Origin of the sequence: Actinomadura kijaniata (assembly GCF_014138665.1) — a bacterium.
Taxonomy (GTDB): Bacteria; Actinomycetota; Actinomycetes; order Streptosporangiales; family Streptosporangiaceae; genus Spirillospora; species Spirillospora kijaniata.
In genome coordinates, this window is the sequence record NZ_JACJIA010000005.1 from 143,066 (window position 1) to 168,784 (window position 25,719).

Below are 25,719 nucleotides of genomic sequence, written 5' to 3' on the forward strand. Positions count from 1 at the left end.
GGATCCTTCGGGGCTGCTTGAGGGCGTGGCGAACGGGACGCTCGGTGGCGTCGGGGTGCCTCCGGTTCAGCAGCCGCGAGGTGGGGCCCAGCGTAACGGGGCGCGCCCTCAGGGGACCAGCGGTTTTTCCGGGATGTCCAGATAACGGGTGACGGTGCGGGCGATCATCCGGGCGACGCGCTCGGGCGGCTCGGCGGGCAGCACGATGTGGCTCATCGCGAGCCGGACGGCCGTGTCGGCGATCTCGGTGAACGCCTCCCGGTCCAGTTCCGGCCACTGGCGCAGGGCGTGCTCGACGAGCCGCTCCTTGGCGGCGAACAGCACCGGCTGGGCCCGGGTCGTCAGCAGCGGCAGCAGCTCCTCGCCGTCGGTCCCGGTCAGCACGGTCTTCTTCAGCGGGTCGTCGGCCGACAGCTCCAGGGTGAACAGCACCGCCGCCTCCACCGCCGAGTACAGGTCGTCGTGGCCGCTCAGCACGTGGTCGATGCCGTCGAGATAGCGTTCGTGGTCGCGCAGCACCACCGCCTGGGCCAGGCCCCACTTGTCGCCGAACTCGTTGTAGACGGTCTGGCGGCTCACCCCGGCGGCCGCGGCGACGTCACGCATCCGCACCGCCCGGTACCCGCGCTGGACGAGCAGGTCGGCGGCGGCGTCGATGAGGGCCTCGCGCACGGGGCGCCCAGCGGTGGTCATGACGTTCCTCCAGGTGAACGGGTGCCGTACCGTCCCCCCGGCTCCATTATCGTCACGCTCCGCCCGCGCGGGTCACAGCGACCTGACGCGCGGGTCGGCGCGCACCTCCACCGGCGGGCCCGAGGCGACGACCCGCCCGGCGTCCAGCACGTACAGCACGTCGCACACGCCGATCAGCGCCTCCAGGTCCGAGCCGGTGAGCAGCACCGCCGGGCCCTCGGCGGCCAGGTCCCGCACCAGCACCTCCAGCGCCCGGCCCCGGGGCTCGGACAGGTCCGCCCACGGCTCGTCCAGCACCAGCGCGCGGGGCCGCGCCGCCAGCGCCCGCGCCAGCTCCAGCAGCCGCGCCACCTCCGGCGGCACGGACCCGGCGGGGCGCTGCGCGTAGGCGGCGATCCCGACCCGCTCCAGCAGCGCGTCGGCGACCTCGCCGGCCGCGTGCCGCGCCGCCCGGCGCCGCCGCCACCGGTCGCGCGCCGACCGGCCCGGCGGGCGCCGGGTGACCGCGTGGATCTCCGCCGCGAGCCGCACGTTCTCCCGCACCGTCAGCGACCAGAACGCGGTCGGCCGCTGGAAGGTGCGGGCCAGCCCGCACCGGGCGCGCTCGTGCGGGGGGCGGCCGGTCAGCTCCGCGCCGTCCAGCCGGACGGTGCCGCGCGCCGGACGGCACAGCCCCGTGAGGACGTCGCACAGCGTCGTCTTGCCCGACCCGGCCGGGCCGACCAGGCCGGTGACGGTGCCCGGCGGCGCGGTCAGGGCCGCGCCGTCCACGGCGGTCGTCCCGCCGAACCGGACCGTGACGCCCATGGCCCGCAGGCCCTCCCCGGCCTCGGGACCGGGTCCGGGCCCGTTCGCGGGCAGGACCGGTGCGGGGTCGGGCAGCGTCGGGATGGGCAGCGGGGTGAGCACGCTCCATCGCCTCCCGGTGCGTCGTCGCGGGGCGGCCGTGATGCGGATCACGTGATGTGGATCACTCGTCCGGCCACGATACCGATCGGCCCGGTGGGGAGGCAATGGACCAATGGGGGAGGGGGAACGGGGCCGGCCGACCGGATCGATCACGTTTCGGTTGCACGTCGGTCCTGATCTTGCCGGACGAATGCGACATTCCGTAGGTTCGCGGCCAACAGGACGCCCTGATCCTGCAGCGGTCGACGACGACCAGGCCCGCGATCCGGGCCGGGCGGCGTTGCCCGCCTGCCCGACTCCGAGGAGACGCATGACCGAGGTCAACCGCCGTGATCTGCTGGCCGGGGCCGCGGCGTTCGCCGGATTCGCCACCGTCGGCCTGCTGCCCGGCACGGCCGCCGCCGTGACCCGGCAGCGCCCCGGGGCCTCCCACGGCCCCGCGCTGACCACCGGCGACAAGGCCGTGGTCGCCCGCGTCGACGCCCGCCGCGCGCTGCGGCACCTGCGGGTGCTCAGCGACCAGATCGGCTGGCGCATCGCCGGGACCGACTCCGAGCACCGCGCCGCCTGGTACACCCAGCGGGTGCTGCGCGACCTGGGCTACAAGGTGAAGCTCCAGCCGTTCCCGGTGCCCGACAAGATCCTCGCCGAGATGTGGGGCCGCGACGCCCACTGGCAGGCCCCCGGCTCGCTGCAGGGCGGCACCGGCCGCGTCCGGGGCGACCTCGTGGACCTGGGCGCCGCCACCACGGTCACCGCCGACCTGACCGGCAAGATCGCGGTGTTCACGCGGGTGGCCGACAAGGAGACCGACCAGGCCGTGGCCGCCGCCGCCAGGGGCGCCGCCGCGGTCCTGATCGTCAACGTCCGCAGCGCCAGCTTCCCCGAGCGCAAGGCCGCCACCTTCACGCCGGTCCTCAAGCAGGAGGTGGCGATCCCGGTGCTCGGCATCGCCGAGTACCACGGCGCGGAGATCCGCAAGGGGATGCGGAAGCTGTCGCTGAAGGCCACCAAGCACACCAACCTGACCTCCTACAACGTGCTGGCCGAGCGCAAGGCGAACCTGCCCAACCCCGAGGGCAAGGCCGTCATCATCAGCGCCCACTACGACAGCGTCCCCGGCTCGCCCGGCGGCAACGACGACGGCAGCGGCACCGCGCTGTGCCTGGAGCTGGCCCGCGCGCTGCGCCGCCTGCCCATCCAGCAGGACCTGCGCATCTACCTGTGGGGCGCCGAGGAGCTCGGCCTGGTCGGCTCGCGCCACTACGTCAAGGGGCTCGACGACGCCGGGGTCAAGGCGATCAGCGGCTGCTTCCAGAACGACATGGTCGCCACCAGCCACCCGCCGGCGGGCACCTACTGGCTGCTGTCGCTGGACGGCAAGCCCAACACGACCACCACCGCGATCCAGGGCGCGGCCGAGCGCCTCGGCTACGTCGACCAGACCAAGGGCCCGGTCGCCCGCGGCGCGAGCGACCACCAGTCGTTCGCCGAGCGCGGCATCGCGGCGGGCAACTTCAGCTGGCGCGGCGGCGAGGCCCCCAGCCAGCTGGAGCCGGTCTACCACACCCCCGAGGACACCGTGCGCGGCAACATCAGCCTGGAGCGCCTCCAGGTGTCCCTGGAACTGATCGGCTGCGCCGCCTACGAGGTGGCGCGCCACCGCTGACCGGCGGGGACAGGGCGGCGGCCCCGCTTCGGCCGCCGCCCGGTCCAGCCTCCTCGATCCCGGCGGCTCAGTCCCACTCCCACCGCACGCCGTGCACCCCGGGCCGGATGTCGACGTCGGCCAGGTGCGCGGTGTGCGAGCCGGTCAGCCGCAGCTCCTGCAGATCGGTCGGTTCGGTGGACACGTTCGGCTGCCAGTCGCGGTAGCAGCGCGCGGGCAGCGCCGCCGCGTCGAACTGCACCTGCAACAGGTAGTCGTGCGCCGGGAACCGGAACCACCGCCGGTAGAACGTGGTGAGCGGCGCGTCCTCCCCGTAGCCGAACTCGTACTCCACCACCGTCGTCTCGCCGCGTTCCAGCGGCCGTTCGAACAGCAGCTCCACCGCCGTCACGCCGTCGGCGCGGTCGGTGCGCGTGCGGCCCGCCCGGCAGTAGGCGGTGCCGCGCAGCTCCGGCAGGAGCCCCAGCTCGTTGTAGTGCAGCGCGACATGCCGGTCCACGCCGTCGGCCAGCGCCCGCAGCACCAGCCGCGTGCGCACCCCGACCTCCCGGCGGTCCGGCCCGACGCGGAACCGCTCGTGGCAGCTCAGCCACTCCAGCCGCCCGTCGCCGGGCCCGTCGATCTGCTCCAGCAGCCGGTCCACGCTGGCGTGGACCGGGCACACCTCCCGGTAGGGCAGCGCGCCCGGCACGTGCCGCACCCACCGGCCGCGCGGGCGCGGCGGCCCCAGCCGGGACACCAGGGAGTCCTCCGGAACGCCGAGGATCTGCTCCAGCGCCCGCACCGCGTGCAGCGAGTGCGACCGCTCGGGGCGGCACCGGCCGCGCTGCCAGTTGGACAGGCTGGCCAGGCTCACCCGGATGCCGCGGTCGGCGAGCCGGGCGTGCAGCCGTTCCAGGCTCAGCCCCCGGGCGCGGATCGCCGCGCGCAGCGCCTCGTCGAACGGGGCCGCGCGCGGCACCTCCGGAGCGGCCGGACGCGTCGTGGACGTCATGCGGACCTCCTGACGGCCGATGATCACGAACGGTACCGGCGTCCGCGCCACGCCGTCGAGGGGTGGGCCGAGGGGATCAGAACGTCAGGCTCCAGGCGTCGATGTGGCCGCTGTCGTTGACGTCGACGTCGCGCACCCGCAGCCTCCAGGTCCCGTTGGCGGTCTCGGCGGAGGCGTCGACGGTGTCGGTCTCGTGGATGATGTCGGCGTCGTCGTCGGCGTCGCGGTCGCGCAGCCGGTAGGCGCGCCCGCTCGGCCCGACCAGGTCGATCTCCACGTCGCCGCGCCAGGTGTGGTGGATGTCCTGGAACACGCTCAACGCCCTGGGCGCGTTGCCCGGGATCCCGGTCACGGTGATGGTGGACTCGGCGGTTCCCCGGTCGGGGATGGTGACGTTCTCGGCGTTCTCGAAGACCCGGCCCGGGTCACCGCCGCCGCCGTGGTTGATGAGGTTGCAGCAGGCGTTGCGGTAGATGCGCGTCGTGCCGCGCTGGGCGTACCCGGCGTAGGCCGAGGAGCCCTCGTACCAGGTCCACCCGCCGATGGTCTTGCCCTGCACCGCGACCGGGGTGTTGGCGCCCGAGCCCGACCACAGCGTCCAGTGGACGTGGTCGCCGTTGGCGGACCCGCCGCACGGCAGCTCCTCGGCGATGCGGCCCAGGTACTCGCCGAGCCGCACGGCGCTGCCGCTGGCCTTTGCGGTGGTGTCGCGCAGGTGGTAGTAGCCGGTGGTGTACCCGTCGTCGTGCACGACGGTGATGTAGGGCCAGCGTCCGCCGCTCGTGCAGTGCCGGTACATCGTCCCGGCGCGCGAGGCGAGGACGTTGCCGTCGCCGCCGAAGAAGTCGATCGAGTTGTAGGGGCGGGACTGGCCGCTGTTGCCGTGCACGCCCCAGTGGCCCCAGCCGGTGCCCTGCTTCCACGGCAGCGACAGGCCGGTGTCGGCCGACAGCGACCCCACCTCGGCGGTGCGGGCGAACGGGACGCGCTCCTCGTCCCGGACCACCGGCGCGGGCGCGGCGTGCGCGAGCGCCGCGAACCGGGGGGTGCCCTGCAACCCCACCGTCCAGGTACGGCCGTCGAGGCGGGCCACGAACAGCGCGGTCACCGGCGCGGTCTCCACGCCCGAAGGGATCAGGAACGCCGCGCTGCCGAACGCCCACCGCCGGTCCGGCGACCACCGCTGCGGTTCCACCAGCGTCCGCAGGGGGGTCGTGGCGGGCACGCCGTAGGACCCGCGCGCCTTCCCGGAGAGCGCGGCGTCCATGGCGGCCCGGACGGTCGGCTCCAGCTCCGGGGCCGGGGCGGACGCCGCGCCCGCCGGGAGAGCGGTGGCGAGGGCGGCGGTGAGGGTGGTGGCGAGGCCCGTCGCGAGCGCCGCTCCGAGGGCCCGCATCCGTGTTCTCATGGCTGTCTCCTTCGGTCGGGAGCGGCGGCGAGCCCCCGGTGACGCCGCCGCGAGGCAGCGTGCGCCGCCGCCCGGACGGGATCAAGGAGACGGACGAGCGAAAAGCCGAAAACCTGAAACCGGCAGTCTAAAAACTGGAAATTCGATCCGGCCGGGATCGGTCCGGCAGGTTTGGGCGCAGGTGGGAGCGCATCCGGCGGGCCGCCGGGAGGGCCGGAACCGAAAAATCCGCGACCGGACGCCGCCGCGAAACTGAATCTTTAGATTCGCGCGGCGGCGCCCGGCCGGGGGCGGTCAGCGCACGCTTCGGACGGGGAGGATCGCCAGCGCCCCGGCCACCGCCAGCACGGCGGCCACGATGTAGAGCGAGGAGTACCCGCCGAGGCTGTTGATGATCACCGAGGCGACGAACGGGGACACGATCTGGGGTCCGGCGTTGGCGATGTTGAGCACGCCCATGTCGCGGGCGGCGTCGCCCTGGGAGGGCAGCACCAGGGTGACCATCGCGGTGTCGACGGCCATGTAGACGCCGAAGAACAGGCCGTTGACCGCCATGAAGAGCATCATCGTCGTCCAGCTCGGCGACAGCAGCGGCAGCAGCAGCGAGCCCGCGCAGCCCATGCTGGAGACGAAGACGAACATCTTGCGGCGGTCCAGCCGGTCCGACAGCGGACCGCCGACCAGGGTCGCCAGCACCGAGGCCACCGTGGAGATCATGGTGAGGACCGCCACCGCGTTGGCCGGGTCCATGCCCCGGGGCACGCCGATGTGGTCCTTCAGCATGTACATCAGGTAGCCCAGGATGCTGAAGTACCCCAGGGTGATCATGGCGCGGCCCAGGAACACCCACAGGAAGTCGCGGTGCCGCAACGCCGACAGGAACGACCTCAGGTCACCGGCCGGCGACGAGCGGCGTCCGGCGACGTCGGCGGCCAGCTCGTGCGGGCGCGGGTCGTGGGTGAGGGCGACCAGCGCGACCGCGGCGGCGACCAGCAGGCCGCCCAGCACGACGTAGCCCACGTCGATCGACCGGGTGAAGCGCCCGGCGACCAGCACCCCGAGCAGGATGCCGAGGTTCATCCCGGCCCCCGCCATCGCCGAGGCCAGGCCGCGCCGCTCCCGGGGCACCCGGTCGGGCACGATCGCGGTGACCGCGGCCTGGTAGACGTTGCCCATGCCCTGGGCCAGGCACCAGCCCACGATGATCATGGCGAGGCCGGAGGCGGAGCCCATGACCGTCAGGAACGCCAGGGCCAGCACCGCGCCGCCGAGCAGGAACGGGTTGCGGCGGCCGAACCGGGACCGGCTGCGGTCCGACAGCGCGCCGCCGATCGGGTTGAGCAGGGTCGCGAAGACCGCGCCGATGCCGGTGACCAGGCCCAGGTTGGCGACCTTGTTCGCCGGGTCGAGCCTCTCGATCTGCAGCGGCAGCAGGATGCTGACCACGCCGCCGTACATCGAGAACAGCAGCAGGTTGCCGCTCAGCAGCAGCGGCATCAGGCCGCGCTGGCGGCCGGGAGCCGGGACTCCGGTGGCGGCGGACGCCGCACCGACGGCGGTCACCGCCGGCTCCGCCGGGGGACACGGGGACAGGGGCCGAGGGTCCTCATGACTTCTCCTCGCAAGGGGCCGGGGAAGGGCTCCGGAGCCCGGCGTCAGGGGAGGCCGGACCGCCGGAACGGGGCTGGTGATACGCATCACTTATACGTATAAGCGTTGTATAGCATCCGGCTTCGCCCGCTGGCAAAGGTCGATGTGCGAAAGACTGGTCCCATGGTCGACCACGCCCCCGCCGCGCGCCCCGCGACGAGCACCGACGTCGCCCGGCTGGCCGGGGTCTCGCAGGCCACCGTCTCCTACGTGCTCAACGACGCCCCCGGCGTGAAGATCAGCGAGGAGACGCGGGAGCGGGTGCGCCGCGCCGCCGAGGAGCTGGGCTACGCCCCCCACGCCTCGGCCCGCGTCCTGCGCAAGGGCACCAGCGACATCGTGCTGCTGCCGCTGCCGCCGTTCCAGATCGGCGGCCTGTTCCTGTCCTGGCTGAACGACGTCGGCGAGCGGCTGCGCCAGCACGGCCACACCGTCGTGCTGTACGGCGACACCCGCTCCAAGGGCGTGGCCGCCGCCCGCGAGTGGGCGCAGTGGCGGCCCGCCGCCGTCATCGTGGAGGCCCACCGCCTCACCCGCGCCGCCGTGCGGCAGCTGTACGCCGCCGGGACCGCCACGGTGATCGCGATCGGGGCGGAGCCGTCGCCGCTGGTCCCCACGCTGCTGGTGGACGACTACGGCGTCGGCGCGACGGCGGCCGACCACCTGCTGGACCGGGGGCGGACCCGGCTGGCGGCCGTGGTCCCGGCCGAACCCGGCCTGGACGCCTGGGGCGAGCGCCGCCTGGCGGGCGTCGCGCGGGCCGCCGCCGCGCGCGGGCTGGAGGCGCGCCGGGTGGACCTGCCGTTCGACGAGGACGCCGCCGCCGCGCTGGCGGCCTCCTGGGCGGCCGGCGCCGACCGCCCCGACGGGGTCTTCGGCTACAACGACGACTACGCGGCGCTGCTGCTGGCCGCCCTGGGGGACGCGGGGATCGACGTGCCCGGGCAGATCGCGGTGGTGGGGGCCGACGACCAGCCGGTCGCCCGGCTGGTGCGCCCGAGGCTGACGTCGGTGCGGGTGACCGGGCGGCTCGACGACGACGCGGTGGCCGCCCGCCTGCACGAGATGATCGTCTCGCGGGACCGCGACCCGGCCACCGTCCTGCCGGTGAACGACTTCGCGATCGCGCAGCGCGACTCCGGCTGAGGGTACGCTCGGGGGTTCGCCGTCACCGCCCCGGAGGCCGTCGCCCGCATGACCCGGACCGTCACCCGCACGACCGAGACCGTTCTGCCCGCCGTCCCGCCGTTCGACTTCGCCGCGACCCTGCGCTTCCTCGACGGCTTCGCGCTCGCTGCCGACGCCCAGGAGGTGACCGGCGGCACCCTCGTCCGGGCGGTGCGCGCCGGAGGGCGCACCGTGCTCGCCCGCGTCACCGCCGAGGGCGAGGCGGCCGTCCGCTGCGTGCTGCACGCCGACGGGCCGCTCGACCCCGGGACGGCCGGGGAGGCGAACGCGCGGATCGCGTTCAGCCTCAGCCTGGACGACGACCTGACCGGCTTCTACGCGATCGGCCGCGACGACCCCGACTTCGCCCCGGTGCTGGAGCGGCTGCGCGGCTACCACCAGGCCAAGTTCCCCACGCCGCTGGAGTGCCTGGTCTGGTCGATCCTCACCCAGCGCAACGGCCTGACGGTGACGCTGCGGGCGCACCGCGCCCTGGCGCGGGAGATCGGGAACACCGTCGTCCTGGACGGGACGGCGTACACGGCGTTCCCCGAGGCCGAGCAGCTCGCCGCGCTGTCGCCCGGCCGGATCGCCGAGCTGGTCGGCAACCAGCGCAAGGGCCCCTACCTGCACGGCGCGGTGCGCGGCTGGCTGGACCTGGACGAGGAGTGGCTGCGCACCGCCCCGTACGCGGAGGCGAGGAAGGCGCTGCTCGGCCTGCCGGGGGTGGGGGAGTGGGCGGCGGCGTTCATCCTGCTGCGGGGCCTCGGCCGCACCGACGAGACCCCGAACGAGCGCAAGCTCCTGGACCCGGCCGCCCGCGTCTACGGCCGCGAGCTGACCATGGCCCAGGTCCAGAAGCTCGGCGAGCGCTACGGCCGCTGGGCCGGCTACTGGGCCCACTACCTGCGCGCCGCCCCCTGACGGTCGGCGGGCTCCGCGGCGAGCGTGGCGCGACGCAGCGCCGGGAACGCCACCGCCACCGCGGCCGCCGCCACGACGCAGACCGCGCCGCCGGACACCACGGCGGTGCGGGGGTCGGTGAGGTCGGCCAGGAACCCGACGGCGGCGTTGCCGAGGGCGGGCGAGACGATCGCCTGGACCATCCACAGGCCGCTGACCCGCCCGCGCAGCTCGTCGGGCGTGCCGTGCTGGAGCAGCGCGCCGCGCAGCGTCTCGGACACGAAGTCGCCCAGCCCCGCCAGCGCCAGGAAGGCCACCGCCGCCGGCAGCGCCGGGCTCAGCCCGAACCCCACCAGCGCGCCGCCCCACAGCAGCACCGCGCCGACCAGCACATAGCCGGTCGCCCGCACCCGCCCGGTCCATCCGCTGGCCGCCGCGCCCAGCAGCGCGCCGAGCGCGGGCGCGGCGTACAGCAGCCCGGTCACGCCCGGCGACCCGAACTGCCGGTCCGCCAGCACCGGATACAGGGCCTGCGGCATCGTGAAGACCATCGCGGCGGCGCCGACCAGCATCATCCCCAGCAGGAGCCGGTCGCGGCGCACGAACCGCAGCCCGGCTCCCACCGCCGCGAACGCCTGCCGCACGCCCCGGTCCGGCGCGGCGTGCGCGGGCGGCAGCGGCCGGACGAACAGCATCGCCAGCGAGAACACCAGGTATCCGGCCGCGTCGACCGCGTAGCAGGCGGCCGGCCCCGGGCCGGCGACCAGCAGCCCGCCGACGGCCGGGGCCGCCAGCGCCGCGAGCTGGGTGGAGGCCGAGGTGAGCGCGCCCGCCGCCGCGAGCCGTTCGGTCCCGACCAGCGCCGGGGTCGCCGCGAGCAGCGCGGGGCCGCCGAGCCCGGCCAGCAGTCCCGTCACGGCCGTCGCGGCGTAGACGACCCACAGGCGCGGCTCGGGCAGCAGCGCGTTGACCGCCAGCGCGGCCGCGACGCCCGCCAGCGGCAGCCGGGTCCACAGCATCAGCGCGCGCCGGTCGTACCGGTCGGCCAGCACGCCGCCGGCCAGCAGCCCGGCCACCATCGGCGCGGCGCGGGCCAGCGCCGTCAGCCCGATCTGCGTCGGTGACCCGGTCATCTCGTAGACCTGCACGGACACGGCGACCGCCGTCATCAGCGTGCCGAACAGCGCGCCGAGGAACCCGGCGAAGAACAGCCGGTAGTCGCGGCTCGCGCGCAGCGGCGACAGGTCCATGGCGACGGAGGACGGGCGCATGAACGACTCCCGAGGGGAGTTAGGTGAGCCTTACCTGGATCACCGTGCCCGCTCCCGCGCTTGAAGTCAACATGTGTGAAGTTCAAGGAGGGCTAGCATCGTCCCCGATGAACGAGCAGCCCGCGCCCGCGTCCCGGCGGCGCCCCACCCACCGCAAGGGCCGCCCCACCCTCACCCGCGAGGCCGTCGGCCGCGCCGCGCTGGACTTCCTGGGACGGCGCGGCGCGGCCGAGCTGACGATGCGCTCGCTGGCCGCCGAGCTCGGCGTCTCGCCGCGCGCGGTCTACAACTACGTCGAGGACCGGCGCGACCTGGTCGCGCTCGCCGCCGAGATCTTCGCGTCGGAGTGGCGGCCGCCGCCGCTGGACCCCGCCCGCTGGCGCGACTGCCTGCGCGCCTACTGCGACGACCTGCGCGCCCACTACCGGCGGCACCCCGGCATGACCACCCTCGCGCTGCGCGAGAACGTCACCATGGCCCGCCATCCGACGATGCTGCGCAACGTGGACGCGCTGATCGGCTTCTTCGCCGCGGTCGGCCTGCCGCTGCCCGACGCCTACCGCGCCTGCATGGAGACGATCCGCGCGGTCGTCGGCTTCGTGGAGTTCCAGGACGCGCCGTACGACCGGCCGCCCGCGCACCTGGACCCGGACGACCTGGAGCGGACGCCGCCGTCCTGGCTGCGCCCCGACGGCGGCCTCGACCTTCCGTACCTGCGGCGCTGCGCCGACGAGCTGGAGCCGGACGACAACGACGCCCGGTTCGCGTTCACGGTGGAGGTGCTCGTGGAGGGGATCGCCGCCCGCCCGGCCCTCACAGCACGGTGAACGAGCGGTGGTCGGCCCGGGCGAGCGCGCGGACGAAGGCGGCCGTCCCGAGCGCGCGGCGGGCCAGGAAGCGGGTCGGAGCGGAGTGGCGCGGCCCGTAGGCGACGGACCACAGGAAGGGCACGTGGTTCACGCGCCCCAGCATGCGCGCGGGCGCTCCCATCGGTCCAACACATCATTTCGTTGGCAGCCATCGCTATCGTAGATGGATGGAACTGCGCCAGCTCCGGCATTTCGTGGCCGTGGCCACCCAGGGCGGCTTCACCGCCGCCGCCCGCTCGGAACTGATCGTCCAGTCGGCGCTGAGCACCTCCATCCGCAAGCTGGAACACGAGCTGGGCGCGGACCTGTTCGACCGGACCGGGCGGCGGCCCGTGCTGACCCCGGCCGGGCACGCGCTGCTGCCGGTCGCGCGGCGGCTGCTCGCCGACGCCGCCGCCGCGCGGGAGACGGTCGCCGCCGTGACGGAGCTGGCCGCCGGCCGGGTCGCCGTCGGCAGCATCCAGACCCTGACCAGCGTCGATCTGCCGCGCGAGCTGGCAGCGTTCCACCGCGCCCGGCCCGGCGTCCAGATCGCGGTGAGCGAGGCCCCGACCGGCGAGCTGCTGGACGCGCTGCTGGCCCGCGAACTCGACCTGGCCTACGTCGCGCTGGACGGCGCGGCCCTGCCCGACGGGCTGGCCTCCTTCCGGTCCTGGCGGGAGGAGCTGGTGCTGGTGACCGCGCCCGGCCACCGGCTCGCCGGGGCCGGGCGCGCCCTGCTGAGCGACCTGGCCGAGGAGCGCTTCGTGGACTTCCGCGCGGGCACCGGCCTGGAGACCGCCGTGCGCCGCCTGGCCGCCGGGTGCGGCCTGCACCGGCAGATCACCTGCGAGGTCACCCAGATCCGGTTCCTGGTCGACCTGGTGCGCGCGGGCATCGGCGTGGCGATCGTGCCCCGCCCGGTCGGCGAGCGGGCGGGGCTGCCGTGCGTGCGGATCCGCCAACCCGTCCCGGCCCGGACCGTCGAGCTGGTGGGCCGCGCCCCCCGGCCGGGCAACCCGGCCGCCGCCGCGCTGCTGGAACACCTGACCTGACGGGCGATCTCACGGTTGACGGCGTCAGCCCGCACTTCCTAGGGTGGGCCCCATACCGACCGGTTGGTATGTATCGTCGCCCACCCCGCGGAGGTCCGTTCCCGTGAGCACCGCACCCCCCGACGCCGCCGCGCTGCGCAGGCGGGTCGAGGAGTTCCTCGCCGAGCACGATCCGGCCGCCATGGAGCCGCTGGAGTTCCTGCGCGCCCGGTTCGACGCCGGGCTGGCCTGGGTCCACTACCCCGAGGGGCTCGGCGGCCTCGACGCGCCGCGCCACCTGCAGCCCGAGGTCGACCGGGCGTTCGCCGCCGCCGGGGCGCCCTCCAACCAGCCCGAGCGCAACGGCATCGGGCTCGGCATGGCCGCCCCGACGATCCTGGCCTTCGGCACCGAGGAGCAGAAGCGGCGCTTCCTGCGGCCCCTGTGGACCGGCGAGGAGATCTGGTGCCAGCTGTTCAGCGAGCCCGGCGCCGGCTCGGACCTGGCCGCGCTCGGCACCCGCGCCGTCCGCGACGGCGACCACTGGACCGTCAACGGCCAGAAGGTCTGGACGTCGATGGCGCACGAGGCGCGGTGGGCGATCCTGGTCACCCGCACCGACCCCGACGTGCCCAAGCACCGCGGCATGACCTACTTCGTGTGCGACATGACCGCGCCCGGCGTCGAGGTCCGCCCGCTGCGGCAGATCACCGGCGAGGCCGAGTTCAACGAGGTGTTCCTCACCGACGTCCGCGTCCCCGACGAGCACCGCCTCGGCGAGGTCGGCCAGGGGTGGCAGGTGTCCACCGCCACCCTCATGAACGAGCGCGTCGCCATCGGCGGCCAGGCCGTGCCCCGCGAGGGCGGCATGATCGGCGTCGTCGCGGGGCTGTGGCGCGAGCGCCCCGAGCTGCGCACCCCCGGCCTGCACGACGAGGTCCTGCGGCTGTGGGTGGAGGCCGAGGCCGCCCGCCTCACCGGGCGGCGGCTGCGCCAGCAGCTCACCGCCGGGCAGCCCGGTCCCGAGGGCTCGGCCGCCAAGCTCGCCTTCGCCGACCTCAACCAGCGCATCTCCGGCCTGGAGCTGGAGCTGCTCGGTGAGGAGGGGCTGCGCTACGACGACTGGACGATGCGCCGCCCCGCCGAGGTCGACTTCACCCGCCGCTCGCCCGGCTACCGCTACCTGCGCGCCAAGGGCAACTCCATCGAGGGCGGCACCTCCGAGATCCTGCGCAACATCATCGCCGAGCGCGTGCTCGGCCTGCCCGGCGAGATCCGGGTCGACAAGGACGTGCCGTGGAAGGACCTGCCGAAGTGAGCGACCTGCTCTACAGCGAGATCGAGACCGACCTGCGCGCCGGCGTCCGCGAGCTGCTCGACGACAAGGCCCCCTGGAACGACGTGCTCGCCGGGACCGAGCGCGACGAGCCCCTCGACGCCGCCCTGTGGCAGTCCCTCACCGACATGGGCGTCACCGCGCTGCCGGTCCCCGAGGACCGGGGCGGGGCCGGGGCGACCTGGCGGGAGACCGCCGTGGTGGCCGAGGAGATCGGCCGCGCCGTCGCGCCCGTCCCGTTCCTGACCGGCGCGGTCCTCGGCGTCGCCGCGCTGCTGGCCGCCGACGACCGCGAACTGCTGGAGTCCGGGCGCGCCGCCGTGCTCGCCGTGCCGTTCACCACGGACCCGCACGCCGCGTTCGCCCCGACGGTGCGCGCCGGGGACGGCACGCTCACCGGTGCCGTGACCAGCGTCGCCGACGGGGCCGCCGCCGACGTGCTGCTGGTGCCCGCCGCCGACGGCCTGTACGCCGTGGAGGCCGCCGACGCCGCCCGCACCCCGGTCGTCTCCCTCGACATGACCCGCCGCCTGTGCGACGTGACGTTCGACGGCGCCCCCGCGCGGCGGGTCGCCGAGGGCGACGCGGCACTGCGGACGGCCCTGCTGACCGGCGCGGCGATCCTGGCCTCCGAGCAGCTCGGCCTGGCCGAACGCTGCCTGGAGTCCACCGTCGCCTACGTCAAGGCCCGCTACCAGTTCGGCCGCCCGGTCGGCTCCTACCAGGCGCTCAAGCACCGGCTGGCCGACCTGTGGACCTCCGTCACGCAGGCCCGCGCCGTCGCCCGGCACGCCGCGTCCTGCGCCGCCACCGGCGACCCGGACCTGCCGGTCGCCGTCGCGGTCGCGCAGGCGCACTGCTCGGCCGTCGCGGTGAAGGCCGCCGAGGAGTGCGTGCAGATGCACGGCGGCATCGGGTTCACCTGGGAGCACCCCGCGCACCTGTACCTCAAGCGCGCCAAGAGCGCCGCGCTCGCGCTGGGCGCCCCGGACCGGCACCGGGCCGCGCTGGCGACCCTGGTGGACCTGCCGCCCGCCCCGTGAGAACGCGCCCGCCGCCCGGCCGGACCCCCGCCCGGCCGGGCGGCGGGCGGACGCCACGGGTCAGTCGTCGAAGACGTGCCAGCAGATCGCGCTTCGACGCCGCTGGTCATCGAGGACCAGCTCCCGAAGCTCCGCGGGGATCCTCTCCCGCTGCCAGTCCCGCTCCCTGAGACGTGCCGCCTCGGCGTCACCGGCGGCGGCAGCGGCGGCCGCCCTGATCGCGTACGCCGCGGCGCCCAGGTCGTGGGCCGCGACGTGGGCGACCGCCACCGCCTGCCCGGCGGCGAGGGCGGCGAACCTCGCCGGGTCGGGCAGCCCGCGCCCGGCGGCGTTGGCCACGAACGCGGTCTGGTGCGCCTCACGCATGCGCACCTCGCCGCGGATCCAGGCGCGGCCGACGCCGATGGCGTCGCGCGGGCGGGTGTCGTGCGGCCGCTCCCGCTCGAAAAGGTGCAGGACGTGTTCGGCGCAGAGCGCGGCCCACTCCGCGAGCAGCCGGTGGTGCTCGTCGGTCAGCGTTCCGCCGCGGCGCACGGTGATCAGCCGGGGGTCACGCTCGGACGGCAGGATCGGCATGGGTTCCCTCCTTGGCGCCGATGGCCATGCCTTCGACGGTATCGCTGAACTTTCGAGTGAGACTTCGAACGCGGTATCCACACGTTTTCCGGGTGAAAGTCTCAAACCCGGGGGCCGATGTCCGCGATCCGCAAAGGGCGGCGTCCGCCACAGGAAAGACCGGGGCCCCACCCGGGAGGTTCACTCGCAGCGACACGACCGCGAGAGGAGCCGTTCGCATGCCGGAGACCCCTGGTTCGGAGTTCTGGAAGAACCTGAAGCCGATCGAGAACTCGCAGAAGCCCGACGCGCTGCCCGAGGTGTACCTGCCGAAGGTCGCCACCGACGACGACCGGTACTACGTGCCGTTCACCGAGACCGTCGGGTCGCGGCCGCTGTGGATCAACGTGAAGGACAACACCTGGTCCGACATCCTGCGGGCCAAGGAGGCCGGGCTCGTCAACCGGCACTACCACCCCCACGAGGTGTTCGCCTACACGATCTCCGGCAAGTGGGGCTACCTGGAGCGCCCCTGGACGGCGACGGCGGGCGACTTCGTCTACGAGGCGCCCGGCGAGGGCCACACCCTCGTCGCCTACGAGCACGAGGAGCCGATGAAGACGCTGTTCATCGTCAAGGGCCCGCTCATCTGGCTGGACGAGAACGGCGACCCCCAGGGCTACTTCGACGTCCACGACTACATCGACATGTGCCGCAGGCACTACGACGCGGTCGGGCTGGGCGCCGACCACATCGACTCGCTGTTCCGCTGATGGCCCCGGTCCTCACGCGGGACGACCCCGCCGCCGACCGGTACGAGAACCGGCTGCTGGCGATCCTGTTCCTGGCGTTCGGGTTCGTGTTCTTCGACCGGCAGGCGCTGGCGTTCCTCGCCCCGTACATGGACGACGACTTCGGGCTGTCGAACGCGCAGCTCGGCGTGCTGTCCGGGGTGCTCGCGCTGACCTGGGCGCTGGCCGGGATGTGCGCCGGGGGACTGTCGGACCGGCTCGGGCGGCGCAAGCCGATCCTGCTGGCCGCCGTCGTGCTGTTCTCGCTGTTCTCCTCGGCGTCGGGGCTGATGACCGGGTTCCTCGGGCTGCTGGCGGCGCGCGCGCTGATGGGCGCCGCCGAGGGCGCGGTGCTGCCGATGGCGCAGGCGCTGATGGTGGAGGCGTCCCGGGAGTCGCGCCGCGGCCTCAACATGGGGCTGCTCCAGGGGTCGTCGGCGGGGCTGCTCGGCGGCATCGTGGCGCCGGTGGCGGTCGTGTGGCTCGCCGACACCTTCGGGTGGCGGACGGCGTTCTACGTCACGATCGTCCCCGGCCTGGTCATCGCCGCAGTGATCGCGAAGTACGTGCGGGAACACGCGCCCCGGGCGCGGGCGGCGGCCGGACCGGTCGCGCGGGTGCCGGTGCGGGAGGTCCTGCGGCTGCGCAACGTCGTGATCTGCATGCTGGTCGCGCCGTGCTACCTGACGTGGTTCGTCACGATGATCACGTTCACGCCCCGGTACCTGACCGACGAGAAGGGCTGGGGGCCGGGCACGATGAGCGCCGTCATGACGTGCCTCGGCGTCGCCTGGGTGCTGTGGGGCTTCGCCACCCCGGCCGTCTCCGACCGGATCGGCCGGCGCGCCTCGCTGATCGGGTTCACCGCCCTCGCGGCGTGCTGCCCGCTCGCGGTGGTCCACGTCGACGACCCGGTGCTGCTCGGCGCGCTGATGATCCTCACCTACACCGGGCTCGGCTGCTTCACGCTGTTCATGGCGACGATCCCGGCCGAGACCGTGCCGCGCGCGGCGCTCGCCACCGCGCTCGGCGTGATCATGGGGGTGGGCGAGCTGGCCGGCGGGTTCCTCGGCCCGCTCGTCGCCGGGCGCGCCTCCGACATCTGGGGGCTGGACGCGGCCATGTTCATCGCGGCGGGCGGGGCGGCGCTGGTGGTGGCGCTGTCGTTCGGGCTGCGCGAGACGGCCCCGGCCGTGCTGCGCCGCCGGGGGGAGGTCGCGTGAGGGCCGCGGTGTGGCACGGTCCGCGCGACGTCCGGGTGCAGGACGTGCCGCGGCGCGCCCCCGGCCGGGGCGAGGTGGAGATCGCCGTCGCCTACTGCGGGATCTGCGGCAGCGACCTGCATGAATACGCCGACGGGCCGCACGCCATCCCGGTCGGGGAGCCGCACCCGGAGTCGGGACGGGCCGCCCCGCTGACCCTCGGGCACGAGTTCAGCGGGACGGTCGCCGAGGTCGGGCCCGGCGTGACCGGGTTCGCGCCCGGCGACCGGGTCGCGGTGGAGCCGCACTACCGGTGCGGCCGCTGCGCGCGGTGCGCGGCCGGCGAGTACAACCTGTGCGCCCACTTCGGTTTCGCGGGCCTGATGGGCGACGGCGGGCTCGCCGAGCGGGCCGTCGTGCCGTCCTACATGCTGCACCGGCTCCCGGACGGGGTGTCGCTGCGGCAGGCGGCCGTGTTCGAACCGGCGGCGGTCGCGCTGCACGGGGTGCGCAGGTCCGGGCTGCGGGACGGGGAGACCGCCGCGGTGGTCGGCCTCGGCCCGATCGGGCTGCTCGTCGTCGGGCTCGCCGTCCGGTACGGGGCGGGACGGGTGGTCGCGTGCGACCCGTCCCCGGCCCGCCGGGCGCTGGCGCGCCGGCTCGGCGCCGCCGAGACCGTGGACGCCGGGGGACTGCCGCCCGGGGCCGCCGACCTGGCGTTCGAGGCGGTCGGGTCCGGGCGGGCGCTGGCCGACTGCCTGGCCGGGACCCGCCACGGGGGCCGGACCGTGCTGCTCGGGCTCGGCGGCACGGTCGCCGTGGACGCGTTCGCGCTGGTCAACAACGAGCAGTCGATCATCGGGAGCGTCGGCTACCGGGACTGCCACGGCGAGCTGATCCGGCTCGCCGCCGAGGAGGGCATGGACTTCACGTCCATCGTGACCTCGGTCGTCCCGCTGGCGGAGGTCGTCCGGGACGGGTTCCGGGCGCTGCTGGACACCACGGAGGAGATCAAGGTGCTGGTGCGGCCATGACGGCACGCCGCGGCGGCCGTGCTGGCCGCATCCCGGCCGGGCGGTACGGGCGCCCGCCGGAGGTCGCCTCCGTCGTGGCGTTCCCGTGCTCGCCCGCCGCGTCCTACGTGACCGGCGCGGTCTTTCCGGTGGACGGAGGCTACCTGGCCGTATGACCCAGGTCACGGCATAGGCTCCGTCGCAGGACCGCCCGGGCGGGAGGAGCGAGACCATGCCGGCGCCAGCACTGATGATCTCCGAGGCCAGCACCGAGGACGTCGACCCGCGCGACCGCATCGGCTTCTGGGAGGACTACAACCGCAGGGCGCTGGTCGGGCTGTCCTGCACGTCCTACTCCGAGCGCGGGCTGCTGGCGCGGCAGGCCAACTTCCGGCTCGGGGACGTCCGGCTGGCCGAGATCAGCGGCAACGCCCACTCCGTGGAGCGCAGCCCGCAGGTGGCGAGGTCCGCGCCGAAGGACTCGGTGTTCGCGACCCTGCTGCTGAAGGGCGAGGCCGTGTTCCTGCACGAGCACGGCTGCCTGTCGGCCACCGCCGGCGACCTCGTCGTGTACGACACGCGCCGGCCGTACCTGTTCGGGTTCTCCTCGACCATGCGGCAGTTCCTGGTGGACATCCCGCGCGACCTGTTCGCCGAGCAGTGCATGGCGGGCGGGGTCCCCGCGCCCATGCTGTTCGGGCGCGGGACGGTCCGCGAGGGCGAGCTGGTCGTGGCGCTGCGGTCGGTCCTGGAGGACCCGGGCGCGGCGGGCCCCGAGGGCATCCGCGACGGCGTCCTCGACCTGCTGCGGCTGCTGGCCACCGAACGCTCCGGCGGGCGGCCCGCACCCGCCGCGTACCGGACCCGGCTGGTCGTCGCCGAGAACTACATCGAGCGGCACCTGCACGACCCGTGCCTCACTCCCGCGCGGGTCGCGGGCGTGACGGGGGTGTCGGTGCGGCATCTCGGCCGGATCTTCGAGGCGGCCGGCACCACCCCGGCCCGGCACATCCTGGAACGCCGCCTCCAGCGCGCCCACGGCGACCTCACCGCCCCGGGGGCGGCCCGCACGACCATCGCCGACATCGCCTACCGCTGGGGCTTCTCCAGCCAGGCCCACTTCGCCCGGCACTTCCGCGCCCGCTTCGGCCGCACCCCCAGCGAGGCCCGCGCGTCCGCCCGCTGACCCGGGTTCCGTTGACCGGGGCGTAGCGGTCCTAGCCCGCCAGGCGGGCCAGCTCCACGCGGGAGCGCAGGCCCAGGCGGGTGAAGATGTTGCGCAGGTGGCCGTCCACCGTCCGGGTGCTGATCATCAGGCGGGTCGCGATCTCCCGGTTGGTGGCCCCGGCCGCGACCAGCGCCGCGATCTGCCGCTGCTGGGCGGTCAGCGCGGCCAGCGGGTCGCCCCGGCCGGGCGTCTCCGCCGCGCCGCCCGCCGCGCGCAGCTCGGACCGCGCCCGTTCCGCCCACGGCCGCGCGCCGAGGTCGGCGAACACCCGCAGCGCGTCGCGCAGGTGGACGCGGGCGTCGCGGGGCCGCCGCGCCCGCCGCAGCCGGTGCCCGTACAGCAGCGCGGTGCGGGCCGACTCGAACGCCGACCCGCCGCCCCGGTGCAGCCGCAGCGCCTCCTCGAAGCACTCGGCCGCGACGCGCTCGTCCTCGGCCAGCAGCGCCCGGCAGCGCGCCGCCGCCGCCCGGTGGCCCGGCCCCGGGGCGGCCTCGCCGGTCCAGCGCTCGAACTCGGCGAACGCCCGCCGCGCCGCCGCCCGCTGCCCCGACAGCACGGCGGCCTCCACGTAGTGCGGTGTCGCCAGCGTCCGGACGGCCGGATGCGCGCCGGTCGGCGTCCGCAGCCGGGCGGCGGCGTCGGCGGGCCGGTCGGCCGCCAGGTCCAGGCAGGCCAGCGCCCAGGACGCCAGCGCGCCGGCGCGGGCCAGACCGCGCCGCGCCGCCTCCTCGGGCACTCCCGCCAGGTGCTCGTGCGCGGCCCCGTCGCCGCGGAACGCCGCCAGCAGGCCCAGCAGCGCGCGCAGCTCGACGGCCCGGTTGCGGTGCCCGGCGGCCCGCGCCAGCCGCAGCCCGTCGCGGGCGGCCGAGGCCGCCGCCGCGTGGTGGCCCAGCGCGACCTCGGCGTAGGCCAGCACCGCCAGCGCCCGCGACTCGGCCGTCGCGTCGCCCGCCCGCCGGGCCGCCGCGACCGACCGCGCCGCCAGGGACCGGGCGGCGTGGTCGTCGCCGAGGACGAGGGCGGTGACGTCGGCGTACGCCGGATCGTCCACCGCGGCGGCGAGCGCGAGCACCTCCCGCAGCGCCGCGCGGGCCTCCCGGCGCTCCCCCCGGAACGCGGCGGCCATGGCGCGGGCGTGCAGCACCGCGAGCCGCCCGGCGGGGTCGGCGGGGGCGAGGGCGGCGGCGCGTTCGGCGATCGCCGCCCGGTAGGGGGCGTCGCCCAGCACGTCGGCGGCCTCGCCCGCCAGCGTCAGCGCCGCCAGCGCCGTCGCCGGGTCGGCGGCGGTCCGGTCGGCGGTGTCCAGCAGCGTCCACACCGCGATCACCGGCAGCCCGTCGCCGAGCTCGATGGCGCCGCGCAGCAGCCCGGCGGCGGGATCGGGTTCGACCTGCCGCAGCAGCGCGCGGGCGCGGGCAGGCCGCCCGGCCGTCCACGCGCAGCGCGCCGCGGCCAGCAGCCGGTCCCGCCGGACGCCCGGGTCGGCGGTGAGGGCGGCGGCCCGCTGCCAGGACCGGGCCGCCTCGCCGTGGCGCCCCGCCGCGTCCGCGCCGCGCGCGGCCCCGGCCAGCTCCCCGGCCATCGGGTCGTCCGGCCCGGCGACGAGCGCGGCGCGGTGCCACACGCGCCGGGACGCGTCGCGCTCGCCGTCCAGCGCCGCCGCCAGCAGCCGGTGCACCGCGCGCCGCTCGCCGGGGACCGCGTCGGTGTAGAGGACCGACCGGACCAGCGGGGTGGACGCCGACACCGTGCCGTCGGCGACGCGCACCAGGCCGCACTCGCGCGCCGCCTCCAGCTCGCCCGGATCGACGCCGTCGGCGCGCGCCGCCCGGGTGAGCGCCTCCACCGGCACCCCGTCGTCGTCGGCGCAGGCCAGCAGCACCAGCCGCCGCGCGCCCGGCGCCAGCCGCAGGTAACGCCGCTGGTAGCGGGCGCGCAGGGCGCTGTGGGCGGGCAGCGTCCGGGGCGGCGGCGCGGTCCCCGACAGCTGGCCGGGGGTGAGCGCCGCCGCCAGCTCCGCCAGCGCCAGCGGGCAGCCCCCGGCCAGCTCGGTGAGCTCGACGGCGACGTCCGCGCCGAGGTCCCGGCCGACCAGCTCCTCCAGCACGCGCAGGGCGGCCTCGTCGTCCAGGGCCTCCAGCGCGATCCGCGGCAGGTCGTCCAGGCAGCCCGGGGGCGGCGCGGCCGGGTGCGGGACCCCGGCCGCGAACAGCATCGCGACCGGCAGGCCCCGCAGCCGCCGCGCCGCGAACGCCAGCGCCTCCAGCGACGCCCGGTCCATCCGGTGGGCGTCGTCGGCCAGGCACAGCACCGGCCGCAGCGCCGCGGCCTCGCCGAGCGCCTCGCACACCGCCGCGCAGACCGCCAGCGGCTCGGCCCCGCCGGCGAGCCCGTCCGGCAGGCGCCCGGCCAGCTGCCCGGCCAGCTGCCCGGCCAGGGGCCGCAGCAGCCGGTGCAGCCCGGCGAACGGGATGCCGCTCTCGGCCCGCACGCCCCGGACGTCCAGCGTCTGGAAGGCGTCCCCGGCGCGTTCGGCGGCGGCGGTGAGCAGGGCGCTCTTGCCGAGGCCGGGGCCCGCCAGGACGGTCAGCGCCCCGCCGCGCCCCCGGCGCGCCCGGTCCAGCAGATCGCCGACCAGGCCCATCTCCCGGTCCCGGCCGTGCAGGGTCGTCGCGGGAAGCCGGGCCGTTCCGGCGTGCGGGATCATCGCACCGCCCCTTCCGCTCAGCCGCCCGCGGGCGGACGGTAGTCGCGGACCAGGTCGGACTCGGTGGCCTTCTGCACCAGCGAGGTCCCGCCGACCGCCTTGCGGTCGGGCCGCACGACGTAGCTGGCGCGGGCGGCGGGCACGTCCCAGCGGGTGAAGTCCTCCGGCGCCGAGCCCAGGCCGAGGTCGGGGCTCTTGCCGGAGCGGTGGGCGTTGACGATGCCCTCGCGGGTGAGGTCCTTGCCGGCGCACGCCTTCCGCAGCGCCTCGCCGACGACGGCGGCGGTGCTGTAGCCCGACAGCACGGCGCTGTCGAGCGGCTGCCCCTTGTAGGCCATCTGGTACTCCCCGGCGAGCTTCTTCAGGCCGGGCAGGTCCATGCTGAACGGCGCGGCGGCGGTGACGATGTAGTAGTTCTTCTCCATCACCGGCCCGACCGGGGTGGCCAGCAGCTGCTGGGCGAACGCCGAGTTGCTGGCGACGAACGGCACGTTCAGGCCCCCGGCGGCGCTCACCCCGACCAGCGAGGCGGCCTGCTTGGGGCTGACGCTGACCAGGACCGCCTTCACCCCGGCCCGCCGGAACGCCCCCACCTGCGCGGTCATGTCGGCGTCGGTCGGCTTGACCTGCTGCTCCACCAGCGTCAGCCCGGCCTTCTGCGCCGCGTGGCGGGCCCCGGTCAGCGAACTCTGCCCGTAGTCGCCCTCCAGCCGCAGGTGCCCCACCTTGTCGCCGCTCTTGATCCCCTTCTCCCCGGTCAGGAACGCCACCGCGTTGACCATGTCGACGTCGTAGGTGGTGCCGGTGATCTGCACGTACTTGCTGCCGAGCAGGGTGTGCGCCCACGCCTGCGGAATGGTCAGCAGCTTGTCGGCCTCCACGCGCTGCCGCAGCGCGACGGTGATGGGGGAGCCGATGACCTGGGGGAGCGCGGCCGAGCGGGGCGCGACCTCGCTGTAGGCGGCCAGCGCCTTCTGCACGTCGTAGCCGTGGTCGCGCACCACCAGCTCGACCTTGCGGCCGCAGATGCCGCCGGCGTTGTTGACCTGGTCGTAGTAGAGCTTCTGCGCCTGGGTGACGCCCTTGCCGAGCGCGGCGTAGGGGCCGGTCAGGTCGGTGAGCGCCGACACGGTGATCTTGTCCTTGGTGACGCCGGGGCCGGTCTTGACGCCGTCCTGCGAGGCGCCGCCGGTGGCCTTGCCGCTGCATCCCGCGGCGGTCAGGGCCAGCAGCAGGGCCGCGCCGGTGAGTCGGGTGAGGTGGTTCATGCGGGTTGCTCCTCGGTCTTCGGGGTGGCGGGGGTCGGGTCGGCGGTGGCGCGGGCGGGCCGCGCGGGCGGGCGGAGCCGGGCGGCCAGGCCGCGCAGGCCGGTGGGCAGGAACAGCAGCACCGCGACGAACACGACGCCGTAGAGCATCCGGGCGGCCTCGGCGGGGGCCACACCGGGCCCGCCGGGCTCGGCCACCAGCGGCAGCGCGTCGCCGTAGCGGGTCAGCAGCGACGGCAGCAGCGCCACGAACACCGCGCCCGCCACCGCGCCGCCCACCGACCCCAGCCCGCCGATGACGATCATCGCGAGGTAGTCCAGGGCCAGCGCCAGCCCGAAGTACTCGGGCACGGTCCGCTGGAACACCAGGGCCAGCAGGACGCCCGCGAGCCCGGCGTACATCGACGACAGCGCGAACGCCGTCGCCCGCAGCCGCGCCACCGGCACGCCCAGCGCCCCGGCCGCGATCTCGTGGTCGCGCAGCGCGTTGAACGCCCGGCCGGGCCGCGACCGCAGCACGCCCCGCGCGAACCACGCCGCGCCGCCGAGCACGACCAGGGCCAGGTACCACAGCTGCTCCAGCCCGCCGAACGGCACGCCGAGCACCAGCGGCGGCTCGGGCGCGTCGGCGAAGCGAAGCCCGAACACCTCCAGCGGCGGCACCGCGCGGCCGTTGGCCCCGCCGGTCACCTCCTCGGCGCGGTACATCACGTGCTGGCCGACGAACACCAGCGCCAGGGTCGCGATGCCGAGCGCCGCGCCCTTCAGCCGCCCGGCCAGCGGCGCGCACAGCCAGCCGACCGCGCCCGCCAGCGCCACGGCCGCGACCGCAGCGAGCCCGGTCGGCAGGCCCAGCCCGCTCAGCTCCACGCCGGCGGCGCGTTCGGATCCGGCCGACAGCCACACGTAGGAGTAGGCGCCGACGGCGAGGAAGAACGCGTGGCCCATCGACAGCTGCCCGGCCGCGCCGGTGAGGATGTTCAGCCCGATCGCGCCGACGGCGGCCGACATCGCGAACAGGCCCGCCTGCAGCCAGAACGGCCCGGCGTAGAACGGCAGGGCCACCAGGCCCGCGACGAGCAGGACGAGGGGGAGCCTAGACACGGGCCACCTCCCGGGTGCCGAGCAGGCCCGCCGGACGCCACAGCAGCACCAGCACCATCAGCAGGTAGGGCGCGACGTCGGCGAAGCCGTGGCCGAGCAGGCCCCACTCGTTCTGGTAGCCGACGACCGCCGCCTCGGTGATCCCGATCAGCAGCCCGCCGACCAGCGCGCCGGTGGTGGAGTCCACGCCGCCGATGACGGCGGCGGGCAGCGCCTTGAGCGCCGCGAACGAGGTCGCCCGGTCCAGCCCCGGCGTGGGGAAGGCGCACAGGAACACCGCCGCCAGCGCCGCGAACACCCCCGCCACCGCCCACGCCCCGGCCGACACCCTGCCGAGCCGCACGCCCATCAGCGCCGCGGTCTCCCGGCGCTCGGCCGTCGCGCGCATCGCGACGCCCCAGGAGGTGAACTTGAACGCCAGCAGGAACGCGGCGATCGCGGCGACCGCGACGGCGATCGCCGCCAGCCGCGCCTGCGCGACGGTCACCCCGCCGAACCGCACGACCGCGTCGCCCCACGGGTCGCCCAGCGGCAGCACCCGCGTGCCGATCCGCCGGGCCAGCTCGACCGTCAGCACGATGTCCACGCCGATCGTGACGATGCTGAGCGTGCCGTGCACACCGGAGCGCACCCGGCGCAGCACCAGCACCTCCACCAGCGCGGCCAGCAGCGCGGTGGCGGCGACCCCGGCGACGACGGCGGGCCAGAACCCCAGCTCGTCGTGGAACTCGGCGATCACGTAGCCGCCCGCCAGCAGCAGCGAGGGGTGCGCGAACGACACCACCTCGGTGGCCTTGTAGATGATGACGAAGCCCAGCGCGATCAGCGCGTACACCGAGCCGGCCGACAGGCCGTTCACCAGGACCTCGACGAGCCCGGTCATGGCGCCTCCTGGCCTGGACTGAGGAGCGTCGAGATCGGGAGCTT

At 75.5% G+C, this 25,719-nt stretch carries 24 protein-coding genes; 12 read left to right on the forward strand and 12 right to left on the reverse strand.

Annotated elements, in window-relative coordinates; translation table 11 throughout:
- Window positions 1-108: 108 nt before the first annotated feature.
- The gene (locus HNR61_RS20440; RefSeq protein ID WP_182844784.1) at window positions 109-693 is read right to left on the reverse strand and encodes a TetR/AcrR family transcriptional regulator; all 585 of its coding nucleotides are present in this window, start codon (window positions 691-693) and stop codon (window positions 109-111) included.
- 72 nt (window positions 694-765) lie between these two features.
- Window positions 766-1,653, reverse strand: coding sequence for an ATP-binding cassette domain-containing protein (locus tag HNR61_RS20445; protein ID WP_312897998.1), 888 nt, complete (start codon window positions 1,651-1,653; stop codon window positions 766-768).
- Window positions 1,654-1,912: 259 nt separating this feature from the next.
- Here HNR61_RS20445 and HNR61_RS20450 point away from each other — a divergent pair, with 259 nt between their 5' ends.
- A complete protein-coding gene (locus tag HNR61_RS20450) occupies window positions 1,913-3,271 on the forward strand; it encodes a M20/M25/M40 family metallo-hydrolase (RefSeq protein ID WP_182844785.1) in 1,359 nt (452 codons plus the stop codon).
- Between the two features lie 67 nt (window positions 3,272-3,338).
- Here the strand turns inward: HNR61_RS20450 and HNR61_RS20455 are convergent, their stop codons facing one another.
- The 3 genes from HNR61_RS20455 to HNR61_RS20465 form a co-directional block, all read right to left on the reverse strand.
- A complete protein-coding gene (locus HNR61_RS20455) occupies window positions 3,339-4,265 on the reverse strand; it encodes a helix-turn-helix domain-containing protein (protein ID WP_182844786.1) in 927 nt (308 codons plus the stop codon).
- Window positions 4,266-4,341: 76 nt separating this feature from the next.
- Window positions 4,342-5,673 carry a proprotein convertase P-domain-containing protein gene (locus HNR61_RS20460; RefSeq protein ID WP_220509585.1) on the reverse strand — a complete coding sequence of 444 codons (1,332 nt, stop codon included), beginning with the start codon at window positions 5,671-5,673 and terminating at the stop codon, window positions 4,342-4,344.
- A 294-nt stretch (window positions 5,674-5,967) separates the two neighbouring features.
- Window positions 5,968-7,236 carry an MFS transporter gene (locus HNR61_RS20465; protein WP_312897999.1) on the reverse strand — a complete coding sequence of 423 codons (1,269 nt, stop codon included), beginning with the start codon at window positions 7,234-7,236 and terminating at the stop codon, window positions 5,968-5,970.
- Between the two features lie 210 nt (window positions 7,237-7,446).
- On the opposite strand from HNR61_RS20465, the gene HNR61_RS20470 reads away from it, so the two are divergent.
- Complete coding sequence (locus HNR61_RS20470; protein WP_182844788.1) at window positions 7,447-8,469, forward strand: LacI family DNA-binding transcriptional regulator; 1,023 nt, start codon at window positions 7,447-7,449, stop codon at window positions 8,467-8,469.
- A 48-nt stretch (window positions 8,470-8,517) separates the two neighbouring features.
- On the forward strand, window positions 8,518-9,414 hold the full coding sequence (locus HNR61_RS20475; protein WP_182844789.1) for a DNA-3-methyladenine glycosylase family protein: 897 nt from the start codon (window positions 8,518-8,520) through the stop codon (window positions 9,412-9,414).
- Here HNR61_RS20475 and entS read toward each other — a convergent pair.
- Window positions 9,393-10,664, reverse strand: a complete 1,272-nt coding sequence (entS, locus tag HNR61_RS20480) for an enterobactin transporter EntS (protein WP_182844790.1) — start codon at window positions 10,662-10,664, stop codon at window positions 9,393-9,395. The genes HNR61_RS20475 and entS overlap by 22 nt on opposite strands.
- Window positions 10,665-10,771: 107 nt before the next feature.
- Here entS and HNR61_RS20485 point away from each other — a divergent pair, with 107 nt between their 5' ends.
- The gene (locus tag HNR61_RS20485) at window positions 10,772-11,491 is read left to right on the forward strand and encodes a TetR/AcrR family transcriptional regulator (RefSeq protein ID WP_182844791.1); all 720 of its coding nucleotides are present in this window, start codon (window positions 10,772-10,774) and stop codon (window positions 11,489-11,491) included.
- Here HNR61_RS20485 and HNR61_RS20490 read toward each other — a convergent pair.
- On the reverse strand, window positions 11,478-11,624 hold the full coding sequence (locus tag HNR61_RS20490) for a hypothetical protein (protein WP_182845230.1): 147 nt from the start codon (window positions 11,622-11,624) through the stop codon (window positions 11,478-11,480). The two genes, HNR61_RS20485 and HNR61_RS20490, sit on opposite strands and share 14 nt — an antisense overlap.
- A 76-nt stretch (window positions 11,625-11,700) precedes the next feature.
- On the opposite strand from HNR61_RS20490, the gene HNR61_RS20495 reads away from it, so the two are divergent.
- The 3 genes from HNR61_RS20495 to HNR61_RS20505 all read left to right on the forward strand — a co-directional run bounded on the left by HNR61_RS20495 (window position 11,701) and on the right by HNR61_RS20505 (window position 14,925).
- Window positions 11,701-12,567 (forward strand): LysR family transcriptional regulator, encoded by an 867-nt coding sequence (locus tag HNR61_RS20495; RefSeq protein WP_182844792.1) that lies wholly within the window; start codon window positions 11,701-11,703, stop codon window positions 12,565-12,567.
- A gap of 103 nt (window positions 12,568-12,670) precedes the next feature.
- Window positions 12,671-13,864, forward strand: a complete 1,194-nt coding sequence (locus HNR61_RS20500; RefSeq protein ID WP_182844793.1) for an acyl-CoA dehydrogenase family protein — start codon at window positions 12,671-12,673, stop codon at window positions 13,862-13,864.
- Entirely contained in the window at window positions 13,861-14,925 is a 1,065-nt protein-coding gene (locus HNR61_RS20505) for an acyl-CoA dehydrogenase family protein (protein ID WP_182844794.1), read from the forward strand. The genes HNR61_RS20500 and HNR61_RS20505 overlap by 4 nt, the downstream gene beginning before the upstream one ends.
- Window positions 14,926-14,985: 60 nt before the next feature.
- On the opposite strand, the gene HNR61_RS20510 is transcribed toward HNR61_RS20505, so the two are convergent.
- Entirely contained in the window at window positions 14,986-15,501 is a 516-nt protein-coding gene (locus HNR61_RS20510) for a putative immunity protein (protein WP_182844795.1), read from the reverse strand.
- 218 nt (window positions 15,502-15,719) lie between these two features.
- On the opposite strand from HNR61_RS20510, the gene HNR61_RS20515 reads away from it, so the two are divergent.
- Genes HNR61_RS20515 through HNR61_RS20535 form a run of 5 tightly spaced genes read left to right on the forward strand, consistent with a single transcriptional unit; the run spans window position 15,720 to window position 19,672 of the window.
- Window positions 15,720-16,253, forward strand: coding sequence for a 2,4'-dihydroxyacetophenone dioxygenase family protein (locus tag HNR61_RS20515; protein WP_067823691.1), 534 nt, complete (start codon window positions 15,720-15,722; stop codon window positions 16,251-16,253).
- Window positions 16,253-17,494, forward strand: a complete 1,242-nt coding sequence (locus HNR61_RS20520) for an MFS transporter (protein WP_182844796.1) — start codon at window positions 16,253-16,255, stop codon at window positions 17,492-17,494. The genes HNR61_RS20515 and HNR61_RS20520 overlap by 1 nt, the downstream gene beginning before the upstream one ends.
- Window positions 17,491-18,507 (forward strand): 2,3-butanediol dehydrogenase, encoded by a 1,017-nt coding sequence (locus tag HNR61_RS49985; protein WP_182844797.1) that lies wholly within the window; start codon window positions 17,491-17,493, stop codon window positions 18,505-18,507. Before HNR61_RS20520 ends, HNR61_RS49985 begins: the two co-directional genes overlap by 4 nt.
- Window positions 18,504-18,662: an SDR family oxidoreductase gene (locus tag HNR61_RS20530; protein ID WP_182844798.1), complete on the forward strand. Its 159-nt coding sequence runs from the start codon at window positions 18,504-18,506 to the stop codon at window positions 18,660-18,662. The genes HNR61_RS49985 and HNR61_RS20530 overlap by 4 nt, the downstream gene beginning before the upstream one ends.
- A 56-nt stretch (window positions 18,663-18,718) precedes the next feature.
- Entirely contained in the window at window positions 18,719-19,672 is a 954-nt protein-coding gene (locus tag HNR61_RS20535; protein WP_182844799.1) for a helix-turn-helix domain-containing protein, read from the forward strand.
- A 31-nt stretch (window positions 19,673-19,703) separates the two neighbouring features.
- Here the strand turns inward: HNR61_RS20535 and HNR61_RS49270 are convergent, their stop codons facing one another.
- The 4 genes from HNR61_RS49270 to HNR61_RS20555 are packed head-to-tail and all read right to left on the reverse strand — an operon-like array spanning window position 19,704 to window position 25,675.
- Entirely contained in the window at window positions 19,704-22,421 is a 2,718-nt protein-coding gene (locus tag HNR61_RS49270; protein ID WP_182844800.1) for an ATP-binding protein, read from the reverse strand.
- A gap of 17 nt (window positions 22,422-22,438) precedes the next feature.
- Complete coding sequence (locus tag HNR61_RS20545) at window positions 22,439-23,689, reverse strand: ABC transporter substrate-binding protein (RefSeq protein WP_182844801.1); 1,251 nt, start codon at window positions 23,687-23,689, stop codon at window positions 22,439-22,441.
- Window positions 23,686-24,792, reverse strand: a complete 1,107-nt coding sequence (locus HNR61_RS20550) for a branched-chain amino acid ABC transporter permease (protein WP_312898000.1) — start codon at window positions 24,790-24,792, stop codon at window positions 23,686-23,688. The genes HNR61_RS20545 and HNR61_RS20550 overlap by 4 nt, the downstream gene beginning before the upstream one ends.
- Window positions 24,785-25,675, reverse strand: a complete 891-nt coding sequence (locus HNR61_RS20555) for a branched-chain amino acid ABC transporter permease (RefSeq protein WP_182844802.1) — start codon at window positions 25,673-25,675, stop codon at window positions 24,785-24,787. Before HNR61_RS20555 ends, HNR61_RS20550 begins: the two co-directional genes overlap by 8 nt.
- Between the last annotated feature and the right edge of the window lie 44 nt (window positions 25,676-25,719).